The organism is Mesorhizobium sp. 131-3-5, assembly GCF_016756575.1.
In the GTDB taxonomy this organism is placed as follows: domain Bacteria; phylum Pseudomonadota; class Alphaproteobacteria; order Rhizobiales; family Rhizobiaceae; genus Mesorhizobium; species Mesorhizobium jarvisii.
In genome coordinates this window covers 847871-872750 of record NZ_AP023254.1, presented here as the reverse complement: position 1 = coordinate 872750, position 24880 = coordinate 847871, and the positions used below count along the sequence as shown (strand labels likewise).

Genomic DNA, 24880 nt, shown 5'->3' with positions numbered 1-24880 from the left:
AGGTAAGATGCGCGCCCCTTTTTGAATTCAATTGCTGGCCGACAGCACCAGCACCGGCTTGTCGCTGTACAGCGCCGGGAACAGCTGCTTCAGGTTCGCCACCTTGGGCAGGTCGTTGTAGACGATGTAGGGATAGGTCGGGTTCAGCGTCAGGAAATCCTGGTGGTAGTTCTCGGCCGGATAGAAGGTCTTGCCGGTCTCGATCGTGGTGACGATTCGTGCCGGATAGAGCTTGGCCTTGTCGAGCTGCTCGATATAGCTCTGCGCGATCTTCTTTTGCGTGTCGTTCTCGGCGAAGATCGTCGAGCGGTACTGGGTGCCGGAATCCGGTCCCTGGAAGTTCAGCTGCGTCGGATTGTGGGCGACCGAGAAATAGACCTGCAGCAGCTGGCCGTAGGTCACCTTGGACGGGTCGTAGGTGATCTCGACGGATTCGGCATGGCCGGTGCGGCCGGTGCCGACGGTCTCGTAGACGGCGTCATCCTTGGCACCGCCGGTGTAGCCGGAGACGGCCTTGCTGACGCCCTTGACGTGCTGGAACACGCCCTGCACGCCCCAGAAGCAGCCGCCGGCGAAGATCGCCGTCTCGCTGCCCGGGGCGGCCTTCTCGTCCATTGCCGGCGGCGGGATCACCACCGCGTCCTCGGCGGAGCGCGCCGGGGTCTGCCAGAAGGCGGCCGCCGCCACCGCGGCAAAACCGAGCACGGCCAGCGCGCCGCGGGTAAAGAACGGCCGTGTCTTTTCGATACCGGTCATGTTCTGATCTCCTGTTGTTGTTCCAATATATACGACGTGAGCCGCCAAGAGGTCTCAATTTGCCGTGCGGCGGCTCCCGCCGCAGGCACTCCCCCTCATCCGGCCCTTCGGGCCACCTTCTCCCCGAGGGGGAGAAGAAAAGTTGGCGCCGTTCGCCCCGGAACGGTCAGGCGAGCGAAGCGGAGGCTGGGTGAGGGGCAGCCGACCTGCTTACTGCGCTGGCTTCATCGCGTCCGCCGCCGGTTTCATGGCGTCGGCGGCAGGTTTCATCGCGTCCGCTGCGGGCTTCATCGCATTGGTGGCCATCGGGTCGGCCGGCTTCATCGCGTCGGTTGCGGGCTTCATGGCATCCGCCGGCTTCATCGCATCCGTCGCCGGCTTCATGGCGTCGGTGGCCATCGCATTGGCGGGCTTCATGGCGTTGGTCGCTTCGTCGGCACGGGCGCCGGCGACGAAAACGGCGGCCGAAAGCGCGAAGGCGAGCGCCGGCAGGGTCAGGTACTTGGTCATGGATGTTTCCTTGGGTTTTGGCGCGCAAGCGGGCCGGGTGATGCGTTGCCGCTGCATGCGGCCCCGCGCGAAGAGAAAGAAAATCAGTTGGTGGCGGCGGCCAGGATCGGTCCGCCGCCCGGCGATTGCACCAGCACGGCGGTGCTCAAGCCACCGGGCGCGGCCGGCAGCGCATAGGCGGTGGCGCCGCCGGTCCAGCTGCCGAGCTTTTCCAGCGCATGCACGACATTGGCATGCGGCAGCGTGCGCCCGGTGTTTTCGCCGCGCGCCACCGGCACCTGCACGACGCCCTTGGCATAGCGTACCAGCCACACATCGGCCTTGCCGCCCGGTGCGGCACCGGCGCCGATCGTCACCTTGCCGCCCCCGAGCGACAGCGAGGGGCCGCCGGTCTTGCCGGTCGCGGAAATCAGATGCTCGATCTCGCCCGGTGCGGCGCCGACCACATCGGCATGGCCGTTGACCACCACTTGCGGCGTGAACGGCCCGTCATGGCCGAGCGGCGGCTCGTAGGAAACCTGGCGCTGGGTAAACTCCTGCTTTCCAAAAGTGTCCTTCCAGCCGAGATAATCCCAGTAGGTGACGTTGAAGGACAGCGCCAGCACGCCTGGCTGGTCCTTGACCTTGATCAGATTGGCATTGGCCGGCGGGCAGGACGAGCAGCCCTGGCTGGTGAACAGCTCGACGACGCTGAGCGGCTGCGCGGCGGCGGCACCGAGCGAGGCTGCGAGCGCCAACGCCCCCAGGCTGGACAGGGCAATGAACTTTGAGGATCTCGGCATAGGGCGGGCTCCGTGGGGGACGGCGCTGAGACGCGCCGGTCATTCCCCCATTTCGCTGCCATCTGCCGCTTCGTTACAGCGCTCACCGGTTTGTGATTGGAGCGCCTCGCCAGGCCTACGCGAGCGGCCCGAAACGCCAGAGCGAGGTGTAGTGCATGATCGGCCGCTCGAACCTTGCGCCTTCGGCGACAAAACGCTTTCCCGCATCCAGCATGGGCTGGAACGTATCGAGTTGCCTGGCGTGCTCCAGCGTGTCCCACACACTGGTATTGATCAGCGACGATGTCGCCTCGTCGGCGCCGGCGTAGAAGACGAGCAGCCCCGGCAGGGCCTCGATGCCGGGCCGAAGCTCTGCTTCGGCGTCCACCATCATCTCTCGCAACGACGCGAACTTCGCTGCATCGCAGCGCAGGATGGACACACGCAGCACGGAATCAGGCATCGGGTTCTTCTCCGGGAGTTGACGTGCCCCAGGCTAGGCCCCGCCGACCCTGTCCGCCAATACCGTGCCAATCAAGATTGAGTGCGGATTTTTTCAGCGCCGGAGATTGGCTGCCTTACTGCGTCAGCGCCGTCAGCGACGGGCGCTGGTTGAAGTCGCACTTGCCGGAGATGTTGTAGACGAAGTCGGCATTGGTATAATCCGCGGGAAGGGTGGTGCCGCCGTCTTCCCAGGCCTGGTAGCTGGTCTGCGAGCAAGGCACGACGCTGAAGATGTCGATGAGCTTGCCCGCGGCGACCTCGGTCAAGGGCGTGGGTGTGGTGCCCAGATAGAGGTGGTCGGAGGTGGTGGCGTCGTTCGATTTGAACGTTGCCTTGTTGCCGGTCGTGACATCCATCTGCAGGTAAAGCTGGCCCATCTGGCTGACGTCGACGGCGGCGCCGGCACCGGTGGCCGGCACGTTGGTGGTGACGCATGTGGTCTGGAAATAGACCGTCTTGCCGCTGTTGCTGTCGTACTGCCCGGCGCTCAGGATCGCGCCCGACGGCGGGCTGGTGAAAGCGGCCGTCGCACCGATGGTCGAGCATGTCTGCGTCTGGACTATCGTCGATGTCGAACCATTGACAAGCGAGATCGTCGTCGTGCCGTAACCCTTCGGTTCCGTCATGGAATAGGACTTGCCGTTCACCTTGTATGAATAGGTGTAGGGCGAGTAGACATAGCTGGCGGTCATCAGCTTTTGCGACGTCGTCGCGCTGAAGGCCGTGCCGTAAAGCGTCATGATCTTGTTCCAGTAGCCCGACACCTTGTCGATCTTGAACGTCGCCTGCACCAGGCCGGGCGCCTTGTTGACACCCGAGGCGACGGCGACCGGCACGGTGTTGATCCGGGCGATGGTCATGAAATTGGTCGGCATGGCAAAGCTGGCCGAGGTCTGCGCGGTGACGGTGCCGTCGGCGGCAACGTTGAAGCTCACCAGCGTCGTGGTGCCCTGGCCGTTGTTGGCGGTGAAATTGTCCTGCAGCGCCTGCTGGCGGACCGGCTGCGTCGTGGTCGGCGGCAGCGTGGTGATGGCCAGCGTCGCGGCATCCAGCGCTTCCTGCATGTTGGAGCGGGTCTCGACGGCGTTGGTATAGTCGACGGAGAAGCCGACGGCGGTGATCAAGGGCACCAGGCTCAGGAAAAACAGCGGCATCATCGAGCCGCTGCGCGAACGGGCGAACCCGCCTGCAATTTTCAGCATTTTTTTTACCCCGCGGATATTAGTGATGCCGCATATACCACGCGGCAGCAAACCAAGGTCTAACGCGATCGATCAAAGTTTAAGCATCCGCGGCCGCCGGGACCGGCATTTGGCGCGGCTCACCGCTTTGTGATCGAAGGCGCCGCCCTTGCGCCGCAAGCCTTGCCGCCGCAAGCCACCCCTGCTAAAGCGCGCGACATGAGCACGCCCCTCGACCACATCCGCAATTTCTCCATCGTCGCCCATATCGACCATGGCAAATCCACGCTCGCCGACCGCCTGATCCAGTCCACCGGCGGTCTGGAGCTGCGCGACATGAAGGAGCAGGTGCTGGACTCGATGGACATCGAGCGCGAGCGCGGCATCACCATCAAGGCGCAGACCGTGCGGCTGAAATACCGCGCCAACAATGGCGAGGACTATATCCTCAACCTCATCGACACGCCCGGACATGTCGACTTCGCCTATGAAGTGTCGCGTTCGCTGGCCGCCTGCGAGGGCTCGCTGCTGGTGGTCGACGCCTCGCAGGGCGTCGAGGCGCAGACGCTCGCCAATGTCTACCAGGCCATCGACAACAACCACGAGATCGTCGTGGTGCTGAACAAGGTCGACCTGCCGGCCGCCGAGCCCGAGCGCATCCGCGAGCAGGTCGAGGAGGTGATCGGCATCGACGCTTCCGGCGCCGTGCTGATCTCGGCCAAGACGGGCCTTGGCATTCCGGATGTCTTGGAAGCCATCGTCCACCAATTGCCGCCGCCGCGCGAGGGCGATGCGACAGCGCCGCTGAAGGCCATGCTGGTCGACAGCTGGTACGACGCCTATCTCGGCGTCATCGTGCTGGTGCGCATCATCGACGGCGTGCTGAAGAAGGGCCAGACCATCCGCATGATGGGCACCGGCGCCAAATACCTGGTCGAGCGCACCGGCGTGTTCACGCCCGCCCGCATCAATGTCGAAGAGCTTGGCCCCGGCGAGTTCGGTTTCTTCACCGGCTCGATCAAGGAAGTGGCCGACACCCGCGTCGGCGACACCATCACCGAGGACAAGCGCCCGACCGCGCAGGCCCTGCCCGGCTTCAAGCCGGCGCAGCCGGTGGTGTTCTGCGGCCTGTTCCCGGTCGACGCCGCCGATTTCGAGGACCTGCGCGCCGCCGTCGGCAAGCTGCGCCTCAACGACGCGTCCTTCTCCTATGAAATGGAAACCAGCGCGGCGCTCGGCTTCGGCTATCGCTGCGGCTTCCTCGGCCTGCTGCATCTGGAAATCATCCAGGAGCGGCTGGAACGCGAGTTCAACCTCGACCTGATCGCCACCGCGCCATCCGTCGTCTACCGGCTGCTGCTCAATGACGGCTCGGTGAAGGAATTGCACAACCCGGCCGACATGCCCGACGTGGTGAAGATCTCGGCCATCGAGGAGCCGTGGATCCGCGCCACCATCCTCACCCCCGACGACTATCTCGGCGGCATATTGAAGCTCTGCCAGGACCGGCGCGGCATCCAGGCCGACCTGTCCTATGTCGGCAAGCGCGCCATGCTGACCTACGACCTGCCGCTCAACGAAGTCGTCTTCGACTTCTATGACCGGCTGAAGTCGATCTCCAAGGGCTATGCCTCGTTCGACTATCACCTGACCGACTACCGCGAGGGCGACCTGGTGAAGATGTCGATCCTGGTCAATGAGGAGCCGGTCGACGCGCTCTCCATGCTGGTGCACCGCACGGCGGCTGAAAAGCGCGGCCGGCAGATGTGCGAGAAGCTGAAGGAGCTGATCCCGCACCATCTGTTCAAGATCCCGATCCAGGCCGCCATCGGCGGCAAGGTCATCGCCCGCGAAACCATCTCGGCGCTGCGCAAGGACGTGACCGCCAAATGCTACGGCGGCGACGTCTCGCGCAAACGCAAGCTGCTGGACAAGCAGAAAGAGGGCAAGAAGCGGATGAGGCAGTTCGGCAAGGTGGATATCCCGCAGGAGGCGTTTATCCAGGCGCTTAAGATGGGGGATTAAGCGGTCGGGCCTTCGGCCCGACGCATCGACCCGGTGGGTCGAAGCGAGCGCAAGTCCGGGTGGGAGCTGCCGGAGGCAGCGGGTCCCACCCCGGGGGTGCGGCTATGCGCTCGGATGACTTCACGCCCATGGGCGGCGCTGGCGAGTTCGTTAAGGTGCCATGGGCAAGCGCCTACCGCAGACCTGTTGAGGTCTAAGCAGGAACGCTATCGCGAGCCCATCCAGCTAAAACTACCTCTTTGGCGATACGAGCAGCGCAGGAAAAAACGACTCGTTTTCAATGGCTTACTGGTGTTTCACGGCAAACTGCTGCTGTAACAGTTTGATTCGGCTATATTTTATCGTGAAAACATCTTGAAACAAAATAGGAACAATGTCATATTATGCATGGCAGGCAAGCGCCGGGATTACCCCGAGTTGTCTTTACGGCAGCAGCATCCTTCGCGATGTGCATCAGGGGTCCGGGGGCCTGTCACCTACTGTTTAACTGACTAACGAACGCTGCCTGCTCATCACTGAGGGGGCAGCGTCCTATTGGCGGTATCAGCGTGAGGCCGCAATTTAGGATGCGGCTGCGCTCCATCAGATATCGTTTTTTGAGCGACAGGGCATAACGGGATTCGACGTTGCCATATTCATTCGGCTCAAGCCCGCAACACGTGGCGCTGGTCACGACATCAGCAATCTGAAGTCCTGCACGGACAGCATGGTTTTCCACCCTCAAGTTTGCAGGATCGAACACCGTCCAATTGATTGTGCGCACCGGCTTCAACACCTCTCGCCCATCCCGCATCAGTTCGAAGTAGGCGCGCATCTGTTGATAGTCTGTACCGGCGCGGCGAGAGAATGTGACGAACAGACTGGCGGTGTCGTTTTGGGTCTTCGCTTTCGAAGCGCAAGCAGCCGTCAAACGCTCCATAAGGAAGCGAACGAGATAGTTGTAAAGATGCTGCTTTCGTTTGAAGACGTCGATTTCCTCGCTATCCAGGATCGTCTCTTTGTTCGAGGCAATGACGCAAATGCCGACCGGCTTATCCTTCAGGACATTGCAGGCGGCCACACGTTGATTGTGATTGAGGTGTCGGAAGTGCAGGTCGCGCCGGTTCTTCTTTTTGTCGAACAGTGCTACGATCTCGTCACGCCACACCGGCATGAACCGGTCATTTTCCTCAGTGACAAGCGCCGCGCCAAGACCAAGCCAACGTGATTGGCCGGATTTGGTGGGACTGCGCAACTTACCGAAGCCTTCGTCGCCCGCTTCGTCCACATAGGCATAGAATTTGAGAGGCATTCAACTGATGGGAATCTCGGAAGACCGCAAGAGTCAAGTAGACAGTTCCGCTGCCGCCCGCATTCGCGTCACACCGATGGGCGGGCCAGACTGAGGGTCACCCTTTGAGAACGTCCTTTAGCGGCGTATCCTCTCCCCGGCTCGGGAAACACCACATGCGCACCACCTCAGACACCGTCGCCTCTCTCGGCCTCGCCATCGGCGGCGCCTTCGGCCTCGCCGGCACCTTCGTCGCCAGCGCTCCGCTGCGCGAGACGCTCTGGGCGATCGACGGCGTGGCGCTGGTCGTCGCCACCGCGCTGCTCACCATGAAATACCAGCGGCTCGGCAATGACTGCGTCGCCGCCGGCTTCCTGACCTTCCTGGCCGGCGAGAGCCTGCTGCTGGCGGGCAATGCGGCGGGCCTGCAGGCCAGCGTTCCCTCCTATGTCGGCGGCATCTCGCTGTGGGCGGCGGGGCTGGTCATGGTCAGCGCGCCGGGCACGTTCGCGCTGTGGATGCGGCTTACCGCGCTCGTCGCCGCCGTGCTGTTTGTCGTCTCGGCCGGCATGATCCTGTGGGGCGCGCCCTTGCTGCCGACCTCGTCGCCGCTGCCGGCGGCCGGCTATCCGTTCCTGGTGCTGACCTTTATCGGGTGGATCTGGACGTTGGTGCGGGATGGGCGGTGAGGGGAGCGCGCCTTTCCTTCTCCCCTTGTGGGAGAAGGTGGATCGGCGCGCTAGCGCCGAGACGGATGAGGGGTGTTCCAGCTTGGCGATACCGTCGAAAGTTACGGACTCAAGGCCTTAAATAGCAAAGCCTCACTCCGTCACGCACCCCTCATCTGTCTTGCCGCTTCGCGGCAATCCACCTTCTCCCGCAAGGGGAGAAGGGAAGACCAGCGCCAGCGCCCTCAGCCCTTCGCAGGCTCAGGGCGTTCGAGGCTCGGAAAGCCAAGCAGTTGGCTTTCCGTCCGCTGACGCGGACCGCCCCTCACCCCACAAGGGGAGAAGGAAAGACCAGCGCCCGCGTCTCAGCCTTCCAACCAAACCTTCTCAAAATGCTGCTCCAGCGCCTGGTGCTGCTCGCAGCCCTCGACCCCCTTGCGGTAGGTCCGGTAGACCGAGCGCCAGTAGGGTTGGATGATGATGCCGGAATCGCGCAAATTCTTCTCGATGCCGGCCATGATCTCCTTGCGCGCCTTGGCGTCGGGGGTGGCGAGCGCCTTGTCGAGCAACTCGTCGAACTCCTTGCTGGCGTAGGCGCTTTCGTTCCAGGCGGCGCCCGATTTATACGCCAGCGCCAGCACCTGGACGCCGAGAGGGCGACCCAGCCATTCGGTGCAGGAGAAGGGGTATTTGCTCCAGTCGTTCCAGAAGGTGGCGGCGGGCAGCACGGTGCGCTTGATCTTGAGGCCGGCCTCGCGCATCTGCGCTGATATCGCGTCGCCGGTGCTCTTCTGCCATTCGACGTCGACCGAGATCAGCTCATATTCATGGTCCGGCTTGGCGGAGGCGGCGAGCAGCTTCTTGGCCTCCGCCACATCGCGCTTGGCCGGGCCGATATCGGCATATTCGGGGTGCATGGGGCCGACATGGTGGTTGTCGGCGGGCTTGCCGCGGCCGCCGAGGCCGAGCGCCAGCACGGCCGCATTGTCGACGGCGAGCTGGGCGGCGCGGCGAACCTTGATGTCGTCATAGGGCGCGTTGCCGATATTGAAGCGGGCGACGATGGTCGAGCCGGTGGCGATCTCGGAATTCTTCAGCCCCATCTTGTCGGTCTGCGCGACGGCGTCGGAGGCGGTTTCATGGTCGGTATCGATCTCGCCGGATTCGAAGGCCGACAGCATGGCGTTGGGGTCGGAGCCGTAGTCGATCCACTGGATGCCATCCAGATAGAACTCGCCCTTCCACCACGGCTTGTCCTTGCGCTTGACCTCCGCCCCCGTCTCGGCGTCCCATTTCACCAGTTCGCAGGGGCCCGTGGTGATGGCGAGCGCCTTCATCGGATCGCCGTCGCCCTCATAGGAGCGGTGCATGATCAGCGCGGGATAGTCGGCCATGCCGGCGATCAGCGAAATGTCGGGCTTCGGCAGGTTGAGCTTGATCGTGTGGTCGTCGACCTTCTCGATGCCGCCATCGACCACCTTCTTGGTGTCGGCATTGACCAGCGCGCCCATGCGCGCGGCGACCGAATTGCCGGCCACCCCGGCCTCGCACCAGCGGGTGAGGTTGTGGACGACATCGTCGGCGTTGAAGGCGTCGCCGTTCGACCAGGAAATGCCCTTGCGCACATGCAGCGTCAGCGTCTTGGCGTCGTCGCTCATCTCCCATTTTTCGAGCAGCCAGGGCTCGAACGAGAAATCGGTGTTCCAGCGCACCAGATATTCGTTGCAGTGGCGGGCGACATTGGACATTTCGACGCCGTCGAAGGTGCGCGGGTCCTTGAAACCCTTGACGTTCATGGCGACGCGCAAGGTGCCGCCCTTCTTCGGTTCGGCGGCGCGGGCCGGCGTCGGGGCGAAGCCGCCGAGCGCAAACGCGCCGGCGGCGCTGACGCCGAGGCCGGCCATCAGCGCCAGATATTCGCGGCGGCTGATGCCGCCGGTTTTGAAATCCTCGGCGACGGGCTTGGCCTGCGGATGCAATTTGCGGTCGGTCAGCATGAATCTCATCGTCGTTCCCTTGTCGTTGGTGCAGGCCGCCCAAAAGCGCTGGGGTTTTGGGGCTTGCACGGAAGCAGGCTCGTCCCGGCGGATCGCCGACGCGGGGCGGCTACGACCGCCGGGACGCCTTTGCCTGAGGCGGCGATGATAGGGCGGGGTGACGTAGCGGAGTGTTCTGGAATCCGCAGGAGTTGTGCGCTGCTCCGCAGAGTGAGTGCCGGTTCACGAAGTGAATTCGTCGTGCCTGGGGCACGATGAAAGGCAGCAAACGCCGGGACGCCGCGAAGCAGCGGGGACCCGGCCGGCCGTGGCCAACAAAAAACCCGGCTCAAGGCCGGGTTTTTCGAGGCATTCCTTAGATATAGCTCAGCTCACCTGAACCTTCGACGCGGCCTGGTCCTCGGCGATCTTCTGCTGGAACATCTGCGCGAAGTCGATCGGGTCGAGCATCAGCGGCGGGAAGCCGCCATTGCGGGTCGCCTCGGCGATGATCTGGCGGGCGAAGGGGAACAGCAGGCGCGGGCATTCGATGAACAGGATCGGCAGCATGTGCTCCTGCGGGAAGCCGGAGATGGCGAAGACGCCGCCATAGACCAGCTCGACATTGAACAGCACTTCCTGGTCGAAGGAGGCCTTGGCGTTCAGCGTCAGATTGACGTCGAACTGCTTGTCGGAAAGCGGGTTGGCATTGACATTGACGTTGATGGCGATGCCGGGGGCCTTGTCGCGGCCGCGCAGCGAGTTCGGCGCGCCGGGGCTTTCGAAGGACAGGTCCTTCACATACTGGGCAAGCACGTTGAGCGACGGCTGCGCCGCATTGCCGTTGCCGTTGGCTGCGCCGGTCGGCGCGTCATCATTGCTGGCCATGAGCCTTATATCCTTTTCCCCTGGGCAGCCTTGCTGACCGAATTGAAATCGGGCGTTCGCTACCATGGTCGGCATGACAAGACAAGGTTTGCCGCCTTGTGACCGGAGCGGACCCAGACTGCATCGAGATTCAGGTCAGGCCGAGGCGAAAAGGGTGGTTTCCGAGAACCGGAGCGGAGCGTACTTGAAGTACGTGAGCACCGGAAGCGCAGGAAGCCGCCCTTTGCAGACCGGCATCACCTGAATCTCGGTGCAGTCTCAGTCGTCCTTCAGCCGCCGCCACGGCGAATTATGATCCGGGCCGCGCTTGAAATCGTCCTCGCGCGAATAGTCGCCGTCGTCGAGGTCGATGACCCTGTCGCGCGACCGGCGAAAACCGCCGGCCGAGAAATCGGTGGCGACGACGATGCGGCCCTTGAACCGGCGCCAGGCAAGGTCGCGCACCGGCGGCAGGAACAGGAGCAGGCCGATGATGTCGGTGATGAAGCCGGGGATGATCAGCAGGATCGCGGCGACCACGATCATGGCGCCGTGGGCGAGATGGCGGCTGGGATCATGGCCGGCGTCCATCTCGGCGCGTACCCGCGCCATGACGCCGAAACCCTGGTGCCTCAGCAAAAGCACGCCGGCGATGCTCGAGGCCAGCACCAGGCCGACCGTCGCCAGCGCGCCGACCTCACGGCCGACGATGACGAAACCGGCGATTTCCATGAGCGGAAGGGCGAGAAGAAAAAGGGGAAGCAGCGAAATGCGCAAGTCTTGCCAACCTTGTTGGTCGTTTCGATTGTTTTGGCCCCTGGCGGCCAATCGCCGCTGGCACTGAGGCTGTTAGATAGGTATGCCTGCCTTTAATTTGAATGATTGCACCTTGCGTTCTATATGCTTTGAATGTTGAACGCTATGCGACCGCGGCCTGTTGGCCGGATGGTCCGGCCTCGAGGCAGGGATTGATTGGCGGAAGATATGGGTTTCTTCGACTTCGGCACGATTTTCTTCCTGATCGCGGCGGTGGTGATCTTCTTCCAGCTGCGCAACGTGCTGGGCCGTCGGACCGGTAGCGAGCGGCCGCCCTTCGATCCGTACTCGGCGGCGCGCACCGACAAGGACGCCACGCAGAAGCCCGAAAATGTCGTTTCGCTGCCGCGCAAGCGCCTGCCCGGCGAGCCGGCGCCGGCCGACGCCTATACGGCGATCGACGCCTTCGCCAAGCCCGACACCGACCTCAACAAGGGCCTGCGCGCGGTCAAGGACAATGACCCGTCCTTCGACCCGAAGGGTTTCATCGACGGCGCCAAGATGGCCTATGAGATGATCGTCATGGCCTATGCCGACGGCGACCGCAAAACGCTGAAGAACCTGTTGTCGCGCGAGGTGTTCGACGGTTTCGTCGCCGCGATCGGCGAGCGCGAGGCCAAGTCGGAGAAGATCCAGTCCTCCTTCGTCGGCATCGACAAGGCCGATATCGTCTCGGCCGAGATGAAGGGCGGCGAGGCGCATGTGACGCTGCGCATCATCAGCGAGCTGATTTCGGCGACGCGCGACAAGGCCGGCACGGTGATCGACGGCGATCCGGAAACCGTGGCCGAGGTCAAGGATGTCTGGACCTTCGCCCGCGACACGCGCTCGCGCGATCCGAACTGGAAGCTCGTCGCCACCGAAGAAGAAGACTGAGCCCCGATGCATGTCGCCCAAAGGTGCGAAGCGGTTTTGGGACAACGACTTGCAGCAAAATCAAGACTCCAAGCGCGTCGCATGACCCTCTTCAAACACGACGCGCTTTAAAGCGACGGGGCTCCGGTGTCGCTATCGCCTCTCTTCATCGAAAAATCCTTCGACGATCTGCCTGGCTGGGGCGATGACGACGCTGTGCCGGCCTTCGCCGCGTTCCGCCGTTCCGCCTTCCATGCGCCGGTAAAGCCCTATCGCAGCGGCGCCCTCGGCGTCGATTTTGGCGCCTTCACGGCGGCTTATGCGGAGGCGCGCGGCGCTTCGCCTGCGACCCGAGCGGAAGCCCGCGTTTTCTTCGAGCGCCATTTTGTCCCCATGCTGGTCCGCCCCGAGAGCGGCGCCGGCCTCGTCACCGGCTTCTACGAGCCGCAGGTCGAGGCCTCGCCGGTGCGCACGGAGCGCTTCGTCGTGCCGCTGCTGTCGCGGCCGGCCGATCTCGTCGATGTCGACGACGCCAACCGGCCCGCCGGGATGGATCCCTACCTCGCCTTCGCGCGCCGGACGACGGATGGACTGGCCGAGTATTTCGACCGTGGCGCTATCGAGCGCGGGGCGCTTGCCGGCCAAGGGCTGGAGATCGCCTGGCTGGCCGACAAGGTCGACGCCTTCTTCATCCATGTGCAGGGCGCGGCACGGCTCGCCATGACCGACGGCCGGCTGCGCCGCGTCACCTACGCCGCCAAGTCGGGCCAGCGTTTTGCAGGACCCGGCAAGGTGCTGAGCGAGCTCGGCGAAATCCCGCTGGCGCAGGTGACGATGCAGTCGATCCGCGCCTGGTTCAAGGCACATCCGCAGCGCATCGACGAGATCCTGTGGCAGAACCGCTCCTACATCTTCTTCCGCGAGGCTGAGGTGGAGGATGCCGCGCTCGGCCCGATCGCCGCCGCCAAGGTGCCGCTGACGCCGGGCCGCTCCGTCGCGGTCGACCGGCTGCTGCACACATTCGGCACGCCCTTCTACATCGACGCGCCGACGCTGACCGCCTTCGACGCAAAACCGTTCCGCCGCCTGATGATCGCGCAGGACACCGGCTCGGCCATCACCGGCCCGGCGCGCGGCGACCTCTTCGCCGGCTCGGGCGATGCCGCCGGCGAGATCGCCGGCGTGGTGCGCAACGCCGCCGATTTCTATGCGCTGGTGCCCCGCGCGCTGGCCGGGGGCGCCAAATGAGCAAGCGCCCGGACAGGCTGAGCGAAGACGACCGGGTGCTGTGGAACCTGGTGGCGCGCACGGCCAAGCCGCTCAAGGGCAGGGCCTCGGTCGACATTCCCGACATGGCCATCGAGGCCAAGCCGGCGGCGCCGCAGGCGGCCCAGCCCGCCGCCAATGCGGCGGGCGCGGCAAAGCCGAAGGTGCAGCATGTCACGCACCGGCTCGACGAGCCGACGCTGGACAAATTGTCGAAAGGCAGGCTGCCGATCGAAGGCCGCGTCGACCTGCATGGCATGACGCAGGACGAGGCCTATTCGCTGCTGTTCTCGTTCTTGCACCGGGCGCATGCCGGCGGCATCCGCTATGTCCTGGTCATTACCGGCAAGGGGTCGTCCTCCGGCGGCGACGGCGTGCTGCGGCGCGCGGTGCCCGCCTGGCTGTCGACGCCGGCCTTCCGGCCGCTGGTCTCCAGCCACGACCATGCCGCACGCAACCATGGCGGCGCGGGCGCGCTCTATATCAGGCTGCGGCGGGCACGCTCATGAGGGCTGGAGGGCAGGCCGCATGACGCCGTTCGGCGAGAGGCTGCGGGCGCTGCGGCGCGAGCGCGGCGTCAGCCAGAAGGACATGGCCGCGGCAATCGGCGTCAGCGCCGCCTACCTCTCGGCGCTCGAGCATGGCAGGCGCGGCGCGCCGACCTGGACGCTGATCCAGAAGATCATCGGCTATTTCAACATCATCTGGGACGATGCCGAGGAGCTGGCGCGGCTGGCCGAAGCCTCGCACCCGCGTGTTCGGCTAGACACGTCGGGTCTCAATCCCGCCGCCACCGAGCTCGCCAATCTCCTGGCCGAGAACATCGAGAAGCTCGACGAAGCGGAGCTGCGCCGCATCACCGCCTCGATCCGCGCCGCGCTTGGCAGGCTGAAGTAGCAGGTTTTACACGGATTTCGCGACGGCCTGCCGGAGCGCAAAAACAGGGCCCGCCGGCGGCAGCCGGCGGGCCACTGTGGCGGGATCAGGGCTTGCCGGCCGTGCTGCCATTGGGGTTGCCGCCCTTGGTGCCGGGGTCGCCATGGTCGTGGCCATTGTTGCCGCCGCCCAGGCAGTCCGACGCGCCGGCAGTGCCGCAACAACGGCCGGCCCAGAGATCATTGAGGTTGGTGTGGACGCAGCTGACCGTCTGGTCGGCCATTGCGGATCCGCCCAGGGCCGACACGGCAGCGAAGGCGAGAAGGGTGTTGCGCAGGAAAGCAGTCATTTGAAGTCTCCATGGTTGGGTTTTCGTCGTTCACGGCTGTGTGTCGCCGGGCGGACGGAAATGGTTCATGGAGAGGTGTGGAATTTTTTCGGGAGGGATGCGTGAGGTGGGTGGCTGTCTATGTTGGCGCCGCCCCTCATCCGCCTGCCGGCACCTTCTTCCCGTATAGTTACTGGGAGAAGGGAACAGCCGCGCGGTTGACGCTTGTCTTGCGGCGTTGGTGATTGGCGAAAGCGGCGATGACAGCATCTTCTCCCCGTCACTATACGGGGAGAAATGCCCGGCAGGGCAATGAGGGGCGGCGCCGACCTCTGCTATTTGACTACAATGGCCGACAGCGCCCATGGGACTCGCAAGAACGGCGGCGCCTCTAAAACCGCAGCCGCAGCCCCTACTCCACCGACCCGACCAGCACCTGCTGGCCGCCGCGGATGGAGACCCAGCGGCCGGTGTTGTCGATCGCCTGGCGCTTGAGGAAGCGGTAGCCGGTCTGGTCCCAGGCCTTGACCTTGTCGGTCAGATTGTCGAGCACGTAGTCGCCCTTGTCGGTGCGCACCGTCAGCACGGAATGGCCTTCGCCATCGGGCTTGCGCACCACGGTGATGAGCAGGTCGGCCAGCGAGATGCCCATGTGGGACAGCCGGCGGCGCTTTTCCAGAACATAGTCCTCGCAATCACCGACGCCCTTGTCGGGATAGGCCCAGACCTCGTCCTTGCCGTAAATGTCCATATCGCTCATCGGCTTGACGGCGGCGTTGACCCTGGCGGTGACGCCGGCGAGCTTGCTCATCAGCCCGTTGGTCATCCTGGCCGGCGCCAGATTGCTCGGACGGATCGAGCATTCGCCCGGGTGCTGCTTGCAGAAATCATAGTGGCCGATCGGCTGCGAGGTGATGCCCCCGGTCGCCATCGCTCCGGCAGCCATTGCCGGCCAGCTTCCCGTGGCTGCCAGACCGGCCGCAGCCACGCACAAACGCAGCCTTCTCGCCATTGTTGAGGAATTCATTGTCCCCGCTCACCCTGTTATTAACGAAACGTTAAGGGCGATTGACAGTCCGTGTCAATTACGACGACGGACTGATTTGCGGCATGGTTACCCGCGGGCAGGGACAGCGTCTATTGTGCAACAGAATCGGCCCTGCAGCCGATCTGTCCCGGAATGGCCTACCGCTTGGCGGTCCGGACCAGTTTCGGCTTCACCGCGACGCGGTTCTGGCGGCCATAGCTGGTGATGAAGTCGACGATGCGCGGCACGATTTCGGAGCGGAAGCGCGAGCCGTTGAAGACGCCGTAATGGCCGACCGCCGGCTGCATGTAATGCGCCTTCTTGTCGGCCGGAATGTTGACGCACAGATCCTGCGCCGCCTTGGTCTGGCCGAGGCCCGATATGTCGTCATTCTCGCCCTCGACCGTGAACAAGGCGACGTTGCGGATATCAGACGGATCGATCCTGGTGCCGCGATGCATCATCTCACCCTTGGGCAGGGCATGGCGCACGAACACGGTGTCGACGGTCTGCAGGTAGAATTCCGCCGTCAGGTCCATGACGGCCAGGTACTCGTCATAGAAGTCGCGGTGCTTCTCGGCATTGTCGCCGTCATGCTTCACAAGGTGCATGAAGAAGTCCTTGTGGGCGATGATGTGTCGGTCGAGATTCATGCTCATGAAGCCCGACAGCTGCAGGAAGCCCGGATAGACCTCGCGGCCGAAGCCCGGCACCGGCCAGGGCGCTCGCATGATGACATTGTCGCGGAACCAGTCGATGCCCTTTTCCCCGGCCAGGAGATTGACCGCGGTCGGGTTGCGGCGCGTGTCGATCGGGCCGCCCATCAGGGTCATGGTCGAGGGCACGAAGGGATCGCCCTTCGCCTCCATCAGCGCCACCGCCGCCAGGACCGGCACGGAAGGCTGGCACACCGCCATCACATGGGTGTCGGGACCCAGCGTGTGAAACATGTCGACGATATAGTCGATATAGTCGTCGAGATCGAAGCTGCCGTCGGCCAGCGGCACCATGCGGGCGTCGACCCAGTCGGTGATGTGGACATCGGCATGGGGCAGCATGGCTTCCACCGTGCCGCGCAGCAGCGTCGCATAGTGGCCCGACATCGGAGCCACGATCAGCAGCTTCGGATCCGGCTTGCGGCCGGCCGGCACGGCGCGTTCGAAGCGGACGAGATTGCAGAAGGGCTTCGACCAGACGGTCTTTTCGGTGACCTCGACGCTCTTCCAGTCGACGACGGTCTTGTCGAGGCCGAAGGTGGGCTTGCCGTAGCGGCGCGTGGTGCGCTCGAACAGTTCGGCGCCCGCCGCGACCGAACGGCCCCAGGGCGTGTGCGAGACCGGGTTCAGCGGGTTGGAATAGAACATCCGCACCGCATCGGCATAGAGCCGGGCCGGCTGCAGCGCCGCATGGTTCAATTCGTAGAGCTGGTAGAACATCGACAACCCCGCTGCTGCTGCGACCGAAGGGACGACGAGCAGCGCCGAGCCTCAAATGTCTCGTGGCGAGGTTAACAACTAATTGCTGCGATGCAATACGTCACGTGGCGTGACCAATGGTTCTTTCGTCCAAAGCGTTGCAAATCCGCCTGGGACGGCCGAGCCGGCTCAATGTGCAGTGCCGAAATGTGTAGGAAATGTGTCCGGCCCTGCTGCCGGACACCAGACCATGATCCCGAAAAGTGGTTCCGGTTTTCGGAAGAAGATCATGGTCCAGGGAAAATCATATCAAACGCGCGCCATGCAGACCGAGGTATGGCCGGAACCGATGAAGCCGAGCTGGCCGGCGGCGCCCTTCGACAGGTCGAGCACGCGACCCCGGATGAACGGGCCGCGATCGTTGATGCGCACGACGACGCTGCGGCCATTGTTCTGGTTGGTGACCCGCAATTTGGTGCCGAACGGCAGCGTGCGGTGGGCGGCTGTCAACGCCGACGGGTTCATGCGCTCGCCCGATGCGGTGCGCGAGTGCAGCGCGTACCAGGAAGCACGGCCACACTGGCCGGCGGCGGTTGCCGAAGTGGCCGAAGCGCCGACCATCAGGCCAGCAGCGATCGTTACCGCGACAAGCGCGGTCTGGTTTAGGGTCTTCATATTTGAGGGGTGGCTCCGTTTTTGACAGACCCCAGCCGTTAGGTGCCGAATAAGGCAGGAAATGCGGCAAGCATCTGTCCGTTCCGTGGCGAGATCACACGTTTGGAGTCAGAAGGTAACAGTCTGTCAGGGATTTTCCGGCGCGATTTGATTCATTTCCGATGATCTTCGGGCCGATATGCGAGATGTCTTTGACAAGATATCGGATAAATATCCAAGTAGAATCCGACGTGATTGGGTGCCTTCCTTTGGCTCTTTCATCACGCTCACTGCGCGGCAAACGATCGACTTGAAAAGCGAGATCCGTCAATGAGACTGACCAAAAACCTGCTGGCCTTGATTGTGCTGGCTGTCGGCGCGGTGTGGGCGCTGCAAGGCATCGGCGTGATCGGCGGCAGCTTCATGACCGGCCAGTCGCAATGGCTTTATATCGGTCTCGTCGCCATGCTGCTCGGCCTGGCCGGGCTGGTGTGGGCGAACCGGTAGGGGTGATGAGTGGCGCTAGACTGCGTTGCAGAACGAGCGTGGGCGCTGTCGCGCCGCCGTCTGGAGGTTCGCGCCGCCCCCGACACCCCTAACCGAACAGCCGGTCCAGGATCGTGCCTTCGAGGCGGGCGAGCTCGGCGGAGCCGCGCCGGCGCGGCCGGGCCACCGGCACCTCCAGGTCGAGCGCGATCCTGCCGGCGCTGATCACCACCACCCGGTCGGCGAGGGCGACCGCCTCGGCGACATCGTGCGTGACCAGAACGGCGGTGAATTTCTGGGCGAGCCAGATGCGTTCCTAGTAGAGGAATGATTTTGCGAATTGGCGCAAAGGTGCGGAAGTATCTTCCACGACAACCCGGCATTCGTCATTCGAGGGCAAGGCAAGGGGCGGAGCGACGGCGCAGGGATGACGAATGATAAGGCTTTGGCCAGGACCGCGCCGGGTCCCTAGATTGCTTTCACCAGCCGCAGCAGGCCCAGCATCTCGATATAGGTCCCCTTGCGGAAAGCGATGTAGACCGGCTCTTCCATGCCATGGAAGCGGCGTTTGAATGCCGCCTGGCCCTGCAGGTTGAACCTGCGGCGGTTGACCCATGGCGAAGAGTAGGCGCGCTGAAAAGTGTTGCGCCAGAAATCGCTTTCGGCAAACCCGCTGGGGGTGACGTCGAGAAGCGGCGACAGGCCGAGCGTGACCGCCGAAATGCCCTCTTCGCGAAACCGGTCGACAGCGAATTTGGTCAGGCCGATCTCGGCGTGCGGCGAGGCATCGATGTGCTTGCGCTTGAAGGCGGTGGTGTAGCCGATGACCTTGCCGTCGCGAAACAACGGATCGAAATCGAGCAGCGCGATGAGTTCGCCATCGGGGCCATGCAGGACGAAGCGGCGCATGTCGGTGCCAAGCTGATCGTAGAATGGGCGGTTGAGAAAACCCATCTCCCAGCGCTTGACGATGCGGTCGCCGCGCCAGTTCTCGGACAGCCGGGCGATTTCGTCGAGGAATACGGTCCGCTTGTCTTCCTCGAACGAAAAGCCCTTCTTCAAGAGCCAGCGCTCGGAATAGCGCACGGTCTCGTTGCGCTTGCCGGAAAAATCATGCTCGGGCAGGGCGAGGCGGGTGTCGATGCCCAGCCGGTTGACCTTGTAGCCGAGCCCGGCCAGCACCCGCGCGGTCTCCTCGCCAACCTGCACGAACCACGGGTCGCCGGCGGTCTCGACGAAGCGCCTGATATAGTCGGGCCGCCGGGCCGGCGCCGCCACCGGGTCGCCAAGCGCGAAATGATGCTTCATCTTGGTGCCGAAGGCGATGTAGCCGTCGGCGTCGCCAAAATAGGAAAGCTTGCGCTGTACGGCAGTCGAATAGGCGAGCGAGAAGTCGCCATGGCGACGGACCATCGCCAGGCGTTCGACATGCGTCAATGCCTGGCGCTCGACCCTGGGCGAGGCACCCTCGAGGATTTTGTCGAGATAGATCCGCAAGGAGGGCATGGTCCGGATTCCGCGTGCCGTCTGTGGCGCGACGTGCCTTTCGGCACGCCAGACGCACCACGGCGCCTTGATTTTTCACGGGAAGCCGAAATCGCTTCGGTTTCGAATTCCTGCGTCGGTAACGAGATCCGCCAGCCCCTCGGAACTCGAATCAATCACATTGCCGCGACCTGATTATCGCCGATGCCGCTGATATGCCATATAGGGCTGCATGGTTTCGGACGGAAGCGGGGCATTCCGTTCCATGTCGTTGGTTTAGCCGCATTTGCGCGACGGGAGTTGTTTGCGCCCTGGCGGCGCAAGGCACTTGAGCGCACCGATCCGCTGTTGGGTTTGCGCGCGATCAAACGGTTACAGCGTCCTGCCAGCTTGTAAGGCGGGCGGTTGAATGGATTTTGAGAGCGAATGGCAGATACGACAACCAGATCGAAGGTGGAGCAGGTGGCGGCGATCGAGCCGGCGATTGTCATTGGCGCCGGCGCCGCCGGACTGGCTGTCGCGCAGGCCCTGATCAAGGCCGGCGTGCCGGTGGCGATCCTGGAACAGGAGAGCCGGCTGGCCGAACCCTGGCATCGGCGGCACCAGCAGCTGCATCTCAACACCCATCGCGATCTCTCGGCGCTGCCCGGCCTTTCCTTTCCCGGGGGTACGCCAGCCTTTCCACCCAAGAGCGTCGTCATCCGCCATATGAACGATTTCCGCGAGGCGAACCAGTTGCCTGTGGAGTTCGGCGTTGCCGTCGAGACCCTCGTGTTCAAGGGCGACCATTGGCTGGTGCGCACCAGCGCCGGCTCGCGTCTGGCGCGTCATGTCATCGTCGCCACCGGTCGTGACAAGGAGCCCTTCACGCCGCAGTGGGTGGGCATGCAGGCCTTCGCGGGCCGGATCATCCATTCGGCGGATTTTGGCGACGCCAAGTCCTATGCCGGCAAGAAGGTGCTGGTCGTCGGCGCCGGCAATTCGGGCTTCGATGCCCTCAATCATCTGGCCGGCGTGGATACGGCTTCTCTCTGGCTGTCGGCCCGCAATGGCCCCGCCCTTCTGCCCAAGCGGATCGGCAAGATCGCCGTGCACCGGCTTTCGCCGCTCATGGCGCGCTTGCCGCTGCGCGTTGCCGATGCGGTGATGGCCGCGACGCAGCGGCTGGTTTTCGGCGATCTCACCAAATTCGGCATGCCGCCCGCGCCGTCGGGCGGCGCCAGCCGCCTGGCCTCGGACTACACCGCGATTGCCGCGGATGACGGTGCAGTCGACGCCATAAAGTCTGGCAAGATTACAGTGGTGCCGGCGATACGGGAATTCACCCGCGATGGCGTGATCCTGGCCAATGGTCGCCTGATCGATCCCGATATCGTCATTGCCGCAACGGGCTACCGCACCGGGCTGGAGCGCATGGTCGGCGATCTCGGCGTGCTCGACGGCAAGGGTGTCCCGCTCTTCAACGGCGGTGAAGCCGACCCGAAACTGCCCGGCCTGTGGTTCACCGGTATGCGGCCGAGCATTCGTGGCTGCTTCGCCAATGCCGCCATTTTGGGCAAGGCGATCGCCAGGCGGATCGCCGGCGCGGGCCGCTAGCGTAATTCCGGGAAGTGTGAGCGCTTTCCCTTGGGAATTGCGTCGAAACAAAGAGCTCTAGCGACCTGACGCCTCACGCCGATTTCGGCTCGAGCCGGCGGAAGCCGACGGCTTGCATCAGCATCTCCTCGTCGACCATGCCGGCATTGTGCAGCGCGAGCAGGGTGAGCGCGATCTCGCGTGCTTCCGGCGAATCGGGCTGAGCTGTGCGCCGCAGGCAGACTTCGTCAAAGACGCGCTGCAGCCTGGCGATGTCGCCGGGCTTGAGCAGGCCCCGGTCATAGACTGACTTCGACATGGTGGCGGGCTCCAGGAAACGACCCAATGCATCTCGCCCAAAAGCGGCTCCGGTTTTGGGAGTACGACATGCACAAGACAAAGACCTAACGCGCGTCGCACGAATCCGTTTCGACGCGCGTTAGGGCGCCACCAGTAAATTGCCGATCTTTCCCGGGGCTTGAACCTTGGCGATTGGCGGAAACATCCATCGACGTTGGGGAGGCGGTCCGGCACGCAGGGCTCGGTCAAATCCGCTGCGTGCTCCAGCCGCCTGATATCACACCGCGATCTTGCCGCCGCCTTGCCTGGTGATGGCGACGACCGACGGCCGCACCGGCATTTCGGACTTGAAGTCCGGCCAGCGCGTCGACGGATCCTCATAGTAGGACGGCCGGCCGAAGCCTTCCCAATCCTCGCCGCCATCGCCCGGATGCTGGACGGCAACGAAGGCGGTCCGGTCGTCGGGCGCAAACAGCGGGCCGCACATTTCCGCGCCGATCGGCACGCGGAAGAACAGTTTCGAAGTTGCCCGCGCAGCCCCCTCGGTGTCGACCGCCCACAAGCCATCGGTGCGGCCGGTGGCCTTCGGGCCTTGGCCGTCGGTAGCGACCCACAGGCGCCCGGCCGAATCGACCGCGCAATTGTCGGGCATGCCGAACCAGCCATGGGCCGTCGTCGCCGTCGAGAAGGTGGCGCCGACATCGGCAACCGACGGATCGCCGCATTTCAAAAGCACTTCCCATTTGCCCTTGGCGGCGGTGAAATCACCGTCGGTCTCGGTGATCTCGATAATGTGGCCGAAGGCATTCTCGGCGCGCGGATTGGCGGCGTCGACCTGGTCTGCCTTGCGCTTCGAATTGTTGGTCAGCATGACATAGACCTTGCCGTTGACACCATTGGGCTGGATGTCCTCGGGCCGGTCCATCTTGGTGGCACCAAGCAGATCGGCGGCGCGCCGCGTCTCGATCAGCACGTCGGCCTGGCTGCCAAAGCCGTTTTCCGCCGTCAGCGGCCCCTGGCCGAAGACGATCGGCAGCCAGTCGACCGTGCCGTCCTCGGCGAATTTGGCGACATGCAGCGTGCCCTCGTCGAGCAGGTCCTTGTTGGCGGCATGGTCGTTGGCGTTGAACGTGCCCTTGGTGACGAATTTGTAGACATAGTCGAAGCGCTCGTCGTCGCCGAGATAGAAGACGACGCGGCCGTCCTTGGCGACGATGGATTCGGCGCCCTCATGCTTGAAGCGGCCCATGGCGGTGCGCTTCCTCGGTGTCGATGTCGGATCGTTGACGTCGACCTCGACGATCCAGCCGAAGCGATTGGGTTCGTGCGGCTCCTTGGCGAGGTTGAAGCGGTCGTAATGCGCGCCCCATTCATAGGCACCTTCCGGAATGCCGAGCCGCTTGTAGTTGGCGGCTTCCTTGTGGCCCTCGGGCAATTCGCCGGAGAAATAGCCGTGGATGTTCTCCTCGGCCATCACATAGGTGCCCCAAGGGGTGACGCCGCCGGCGCAATTGTTGAAAGTGCCGAACACTTTCGTGCCGGACGGGTCGGCATTGGTCTTGACGCGGTCGTGGCCGGCGACCGGGCCCGACAGCGCCATTTCGGTGGTGGCGGTGATGCGGCGGTTGAGCTTGCCGTCCCGCACCACTTGCCATTTGTCTGACACCTTGCGGATTTCGACGATGGTGCCGCCATGCGCCGCCATCTCGACATCGACCTGCTCCTTCGAGAGCGGCGCGACCTCGGCCTTCTTCTTCCCGTCCTTCTCGACGATCGAAACGATGCCCGGAAACATCAGATGCGGGTTGGTGTATTCGTGGTTGACGACGAGCAGGCCGTGCTCGGCCGAGCCGTCGATCGCGATGTAGCCGACATAGTCGTTGTTGTAGCCAAACTGTCTGGCCTGCGCCTCGGCCGACTGTTTCGTCGGGTCGAACTGCGGCGAATCGGCAAACAGCGGATCGCCCCAGCGCAACAGCACGTCGGCGTCGTAGCCCGGCGCGACATGATGCTTGTCGTCGATCCCGGCCTCGAGCTCGTCGAATTTGAAGGCGGAGCCTTCCGCGGCGCGGGCATCGTCGGCGGCGATCATGGCCAGCGGGCCGACGGTCGCGGCGATCGCCGAGACGGCGAGCGATCCCTTCAGGAATCCCCGGCGCGAGAACCGCGCGGCGATGATCTCGCCCATGGTGCGGTTGTCGGTGGGGTTGGTGGCCGGTCCTTCGTTTTCCTCGAGCAGGCTGGTGCGGAATCGGGTGTCGGGAGAGCGATGTTCGGTCACGAAGGGCCTCTGGCTTTGGAGTGGCTGGAGCTTTTTTGTCGCCTTTCGACCCCTACAGCCAACTGATCACATTTTCGTGACATCATACCTGCTCCGCCGCTCGACGCGAGGTGGTTGTCACCGTGACATCGGACTTTAGTCCAACCTTGCGCTTGCAAAAGTCCTGGAGGACAAACGCAACGGTCGGAGGTCGCTTCCGGCCAATACATCTTTCGGCGATGTTGCTGGTTGCAACGTTGGGGTGGGCGCGCCGGCTCAATCGACGGAGATCAGGATGCACGGATCGATCACGGCCCGGTGCCGCCGGCTGACGCTCGTTTCGGCGGCTGCTCTGGCGCTGACCATCATTCCCTATCGAATTGCCCTGCACGGCTCCGCCCCCGGAATCGACGCCGCATCAGCACAGGCCGCCAATGGCGGCAATGGTGGCGGCAACGGTGGCGGTGGCAACGGCGGTGGCGGCAGCGGTGGCAACGGCGGTAATGGCGGCAACAGCGGCGGCGGTAACGGCGGTAACAGCAGCGGCGGTAACGGCGGTAACAGCAGCGGCGGTAACGGCGGCAACAGCAGCGGCGGTAACAGCGGCAACGGAAATGGAAACGGCGGCAATTCCGGAACGGATGGCAGTGGTGACAACTCGGCATCCGGCAAAGGACAGAGCGACAAAGGCGTCAGCCATGTCAACGCCGCGACCGGTGACAAGGTCTCGGTGAGCGGCAACAAGATCACGGTCACACATCCCGACGGCATCACCGAAAAGATCGAAAACGGCCGTTTCAAAATGAAGGATGCGCTGGGTCGCACGATCATCGACCGCCGGGCCACGCCGGCCGATGTCAGCCGTCTAAAGGCCTTGTGAAACTGGCTAGCAGGCAACGGCCGGTTTCACACGTCACCTCCGCCGCCCCCGGCGGAGGTGATCTTCCCTTGTCCGGCCCTTGCGCGGGTCCGCAATGGCCTGACTGTTTGTTTTGCCGCGATTCCCAAGGGAAAAGCGC

At 63.9% G+C, this 24880-nt stretch carries 25 protein-coding genes and 1 pseudogene; 9 read left to right on the top strand and 17 right to left on the bottom strand.

The genetic code is table 11. The features are described 5' to 3' along the window. Positions 1 to 27: 27 nt before the first annotated feature. The 5 genes from msrA to JG747_RS04135 all read right to left on the bottom strand — a co-directional run bounded on the left by msrA (position 28) and on the right by JG747_RS04135 (position 3733). A complete protein-coding gene (gene msrA / locus JG747_RS04155; RefSeq protein ID WP_083246497.1) occupies positions 28 to 756 on the bottom strand; it encodes a peptide-methionine (S)-S-oxide reductase MsrA in 729 nt (242 codons plus the stop codon). A gap of 210 nt (positions 757 to 966) precedes the next feature. Continuing rightward, complete coding sequence (locus JG747_RS04150; protein WP_069090594.1) at positions 967 to 1266, bottom strand: hypothetical protein; 300 nt, start codon at positions 1264 to 1266, stop codon at positions 967 to 969. 83 nt (positions 1267 to 1349) lie between these two features. Continuing rightward, positions 1350 to 2048 carry a DUF1223 domain-containing protein gene (locus JG747_RS04145; protein WP_069090595.1) on the bottom strand — a complete coding sequence of 233 codons (699 nt, stop codon included), beginning with the start codon at positions 2046 to 2048 and terminating at the stop codon, positions 1350 to 1352. Between the two features lie 115 nt (positions 2049 to 2163). Further along, entirely contained in the window at positions 2164 to 2490 is a 327-nt protein-coding gene (locus JG747_RS04140; protein WP_020629096.1) for a hypothetical protein, read from the bottom strand. A gap of 115 nt (positions 2491 to 2605) precedes the next feature. Then, positions 2606 to 3733: a TadE/TadG family type IV pilus assembly protein gene (locus JG747_RS04135; RefSeq protein WP_069090596.1), complete on the bottom strand. Its 1128-nt coding sequence runs from the start codon at positions 3731 to 3733 to the stop codon at positions 2606 to 2608. A 198-nt stretch (positions 3734 to 3931) separates the two neighbouring features. Here JG747_RS04135 and lepA point away from each other — a divergent pair, with 198 nt between their 5' ends. Continuing rightward, positions 3932 to 5737, top strand: coding sequence for a translation elongation factor 4 (gene lepA, locus JG747_RS04130; protein WP_027047572.1), 1806 nt, complete (start codon positions 3932 to 3934; stop codon positions 5735 to 5737). A gap of 472 nt (positions 5738 to 6209) precedes the next feature. On the opposite strand, the gene JG747_RS04125 is transcribed toward lepA, so the two are convergent. Further along, on the bottom strand, positions 6210 to 7028 hold the full coding sequence (locus JG747_RS04125; RefSeq protein WP_202361214.1) for a DUF3800 domain-containing protein: 819 nt from the start codon (positions 7026 to 7028) through the stop codon (positions 6210 to 6212). 155 nt (positions 7029 to 7183) lie between these two features. On the opposite strand from JG747_RS04125, the gene JG747_RS04120 reads away from it, so the two are divergent. Then, positions 7184 to 7696: a hypothetical protein gene (locus tag JG747_RS04120; protein WP_202361213.1), complete on the top strand. Its 513-nt coding sequence runs from the start codon at positions 7184 to 7186 to the stop codon at positions 7694 to 7696. Positions 7697 to 8040: 344 nt separating this feature from the next. On the opposite strand, the gene JG747_RS04115 is transcribed toward JG747_RS04120, so the two are convergent. From JG747_RS04115 to JG747_RS04105, 3 genes are all read right to left on the bottom strand, one after another. Next, positions 8041 to 9681, bottom strand: a complete 1641-nt coding sequence (locus JG747_RS04115) for an ABC transporter substrate-binding protein (RefSeq protein ID WP_202361212.1) — start codon at positions 9679 to 9681, stop codon at positions 8041 to 8043. A 357-nt stretch (positions 9682 to 10038) separates the two neighbouring features. Beyond that, positions 10039 to 10539, bottom strand: coding sequence for a protein-export chaperone SecB (gene secB / locus JG747_RS04110; RefSeq protein WP_019862223.1), 501 nt, complete (start codon positions 10537 to 10539; stop codon positions 10039 to 10041). Between the two features lie 258 nt (positions 10540 to 10797). Next, on the bottom strand, positions 10798 to 11295 hold the full coding sequence (locus tag JG747_RS04105) for an FxsA family protein (protein WP_202361211.1): 498 nt from the start codon (positions 11293 to 11295) through the stop codon (positions 10798 to 10800). 207 nt (positions 11296 to 11502) lie between these two features. Between JG747_RS04105 and JG747_RS04100 the strand changes: the two genes are divergently transcribed. The 4 genes from JG747_RS04100 to JG747_RS04085 all read left to right on the top strand — a co-directional run bounded on the left by JG747_RS04100 (position 11503) and on the right by JG747_RS04085 (position 14352). Beyond that, positions 11503 to 12210 carry a Tim44/TimA family putative adaptor protein gene (locus JG747_RS04100; protein WP_202361210.1) on the top strand — a complete coding sequence of 236 codons (708 nt, stop codon included), beginning with the start codon at positions 11503 to 11505 and terminating at the stop codon, positions 12208 to 12210. A 126-nt stretch (positions 12211 to 12336) separates the two neighbouring features. Then, the gene (gene mltA / locus JG747_RS04095; protein ID WP_202361209.1) at positions 12337 to 13437 is read left to right on the top strand and encodes a murein transglycosylase A; all 1101 of its coding nucleotides are present in this window, start codon (positions 12337 to 12339) and stop codon (positions 13435 to 13437) included. After that, a complete protein-coding gene (locus JG747_RS04090; protein WP_019862228.1) occupies positions 13434 to 13964 on the top strand; it encodes a Smr/MutS family protein in 531 nt (176 codons plus the stop codon). Before mltA ends, JG747_RS04090 begins: the two co-directional genes overlap by 4 nt. A 19-nt stretch (positions 13965 to 13983) precedes the next feature. Beyond that, a complete protein-coding gene (locus JG747_RS04085) occupies positions 13984 to 14352 on the top strand; it encodes a helix-turn-helix domain-containing protein (RefSeq protein WP_019862229.1) in 369 nt (122 codons plus the stop codon). Positions 14353 to 14437: 85 nt separating this feature from the next. Here the strand turns inward: JG747_RS04085 and JG747_RS04080 are convergent, their stop codons facing one another. The 4 genes from JG747_RS04080 to JG747_RS04065 all read right to left on the bottom strand — a co-directional run bounded on the left by JG747_RS04080 (position 14438) and on the right by JG747_RS04065 (position 17776). Further along, positions 14438 to 14680 (bottom strand): hypothetical protein, encoded by a 243-nt coding sequence (locus JG747_RS04080; protein WP_019862230.1) that lies wholly within the window; start codon positions 14678 to 14680, stop codon positions 14438 to 14440. 391 nt (positions 14681 to 15071) lie between these two features. Continuing rightward, entirely contained in the window at positions 15072 to 15686 is a 615-nt protein-coding gene (locus JG747_RS04075) for a transglutaminase-like cysteine peptidase (protein WP_202361208.1), read from the bottom strand. Positions 15687 to 15844: 158 nt separating this feature from the next. Beyond that, positions 15845 to 17122 carry a polyhydroxyalkanoate depolymerase gene (locus JG747_RS04070; protein WP_202361207.1) on the bottom strand — a complete coding sequence of 426 codons (1278 nt, stop codon included), beginning with the start codon at positions 17120 to 17122 and terminating at the stop codon, positions 15845 to 15847. 288 nt (positions 17123 to 17410) lie between these two features. Next, entirely contained in the window at positions 17411 to 17776 is a 366-nt protein-coding gene (locus JG747_RS04065) for a septal ring lytic transglycosylase RlpA family protein (protein WP_019862233.1), read from the bottom strand. Between the two features lie 309 nt (positions 17777 to 18085). Here JG747_RS04065 and JG747_RS04060 point away from each other — a divergent pair, with 309 nt between their 5' ends. Beyond that, positions 18086 to 18262: a hypothetical protein gene (locus JG747_RS04060; protein ID WP_010912525.1), complete on the top strand. Its 177-nt coding sequence runs from the start codon at positions 18086 to 18088 to the stop codon at positions 18260 to 18262. Between the two features lie 88 nt (positions 18263 to 18350). Here the strand turns inward: JG747_RS04060 and JG747_RS04055 are convergent. Both JG747_RS04055 and JG747_RS04050 read right to left on the bottom strand, forming a co-directional pair. Continuing rightward, positions 18351 to 18557 (bottom strand): annotated as a pseudogene (locus JG747_RS04055) (ABC transporter ATP-binding protein); the annotation flags it as partial. 152 nt (positions 18558 to 18709) lie between these two features. Beyond that, complete coding sequence (locus JG747_RS04050) at positions 18710 to 19747, bottom strand: phosphatidylglycerol lysyltransferase domain-containing protein (RefSeq protein ID WP_202361206.1); 1038 nt, start codon at positions 19745 to 19747, stop codon at positions 18710 to 18712. A gap of 405 nt (positions 19748 to 20152) precedes the next feature. Between JG747_RS04050 and JG747_RS04045 the strand changes: the two genes are divergently transcribed. Further along, positions 20153 to 21322: a flavin-containing monooxygenase gene (locus JG747_RS04045; protein ID WP_202361205.1), complete on the top strand. Its 1170-nt coding sequence runs from the start codon at positions 20153 to 20155 to the stop codon at positions 21320 to 21322. 73 nt (positions 21323 to 21395) lie between these two features. On the opposite strand, the gene JG747_RS04040 is transcribed toward JG747_RS04045, so the two are convergent. Both JG747_RS04040 and JG747_RS04035 read right to left on the bottom strand, forming a co-directional pair. Next, a complete protein-coding gene (locus JG747_RS04040; protein ID WP_019862237.1) occupies positions 21396 to 21620 on the bottom strand; it encodes a hypothetical protein in 225 nt (74 codons plus the stop codon). A 258-nt stretch (positions 21621 to 21878) separates the two neighbouring features. Next, on the bottom strand, positions 21879 to 23882 hold the full coding sequence (locus tag JG747_RS04035) for a PhoX family protein (protein WP_202361204.1): 2004 nt from the start codon (positions 23880 to 23882) through the stop codon (positions 21879 to 21881). Between the two features lie 274 nt (positions 23883 to 24156). Between JG747_RS04035 and JG747_RS04030 the strand changes: the two genes are divergently transcribed. Next, positions 24157 to 24741: a hypothetical protein gene (locus tag JG747_RS04030; protein ID WP_202361203.1), complete on the top strand. Its 585-nt coding sequence runs from the start codon at positions 24157 to 24159 to the stop codon at positions 24739 to 24741. The last annotated feature ends 139 nt before the right edge of the window (positions 24742 to 24880 follow it).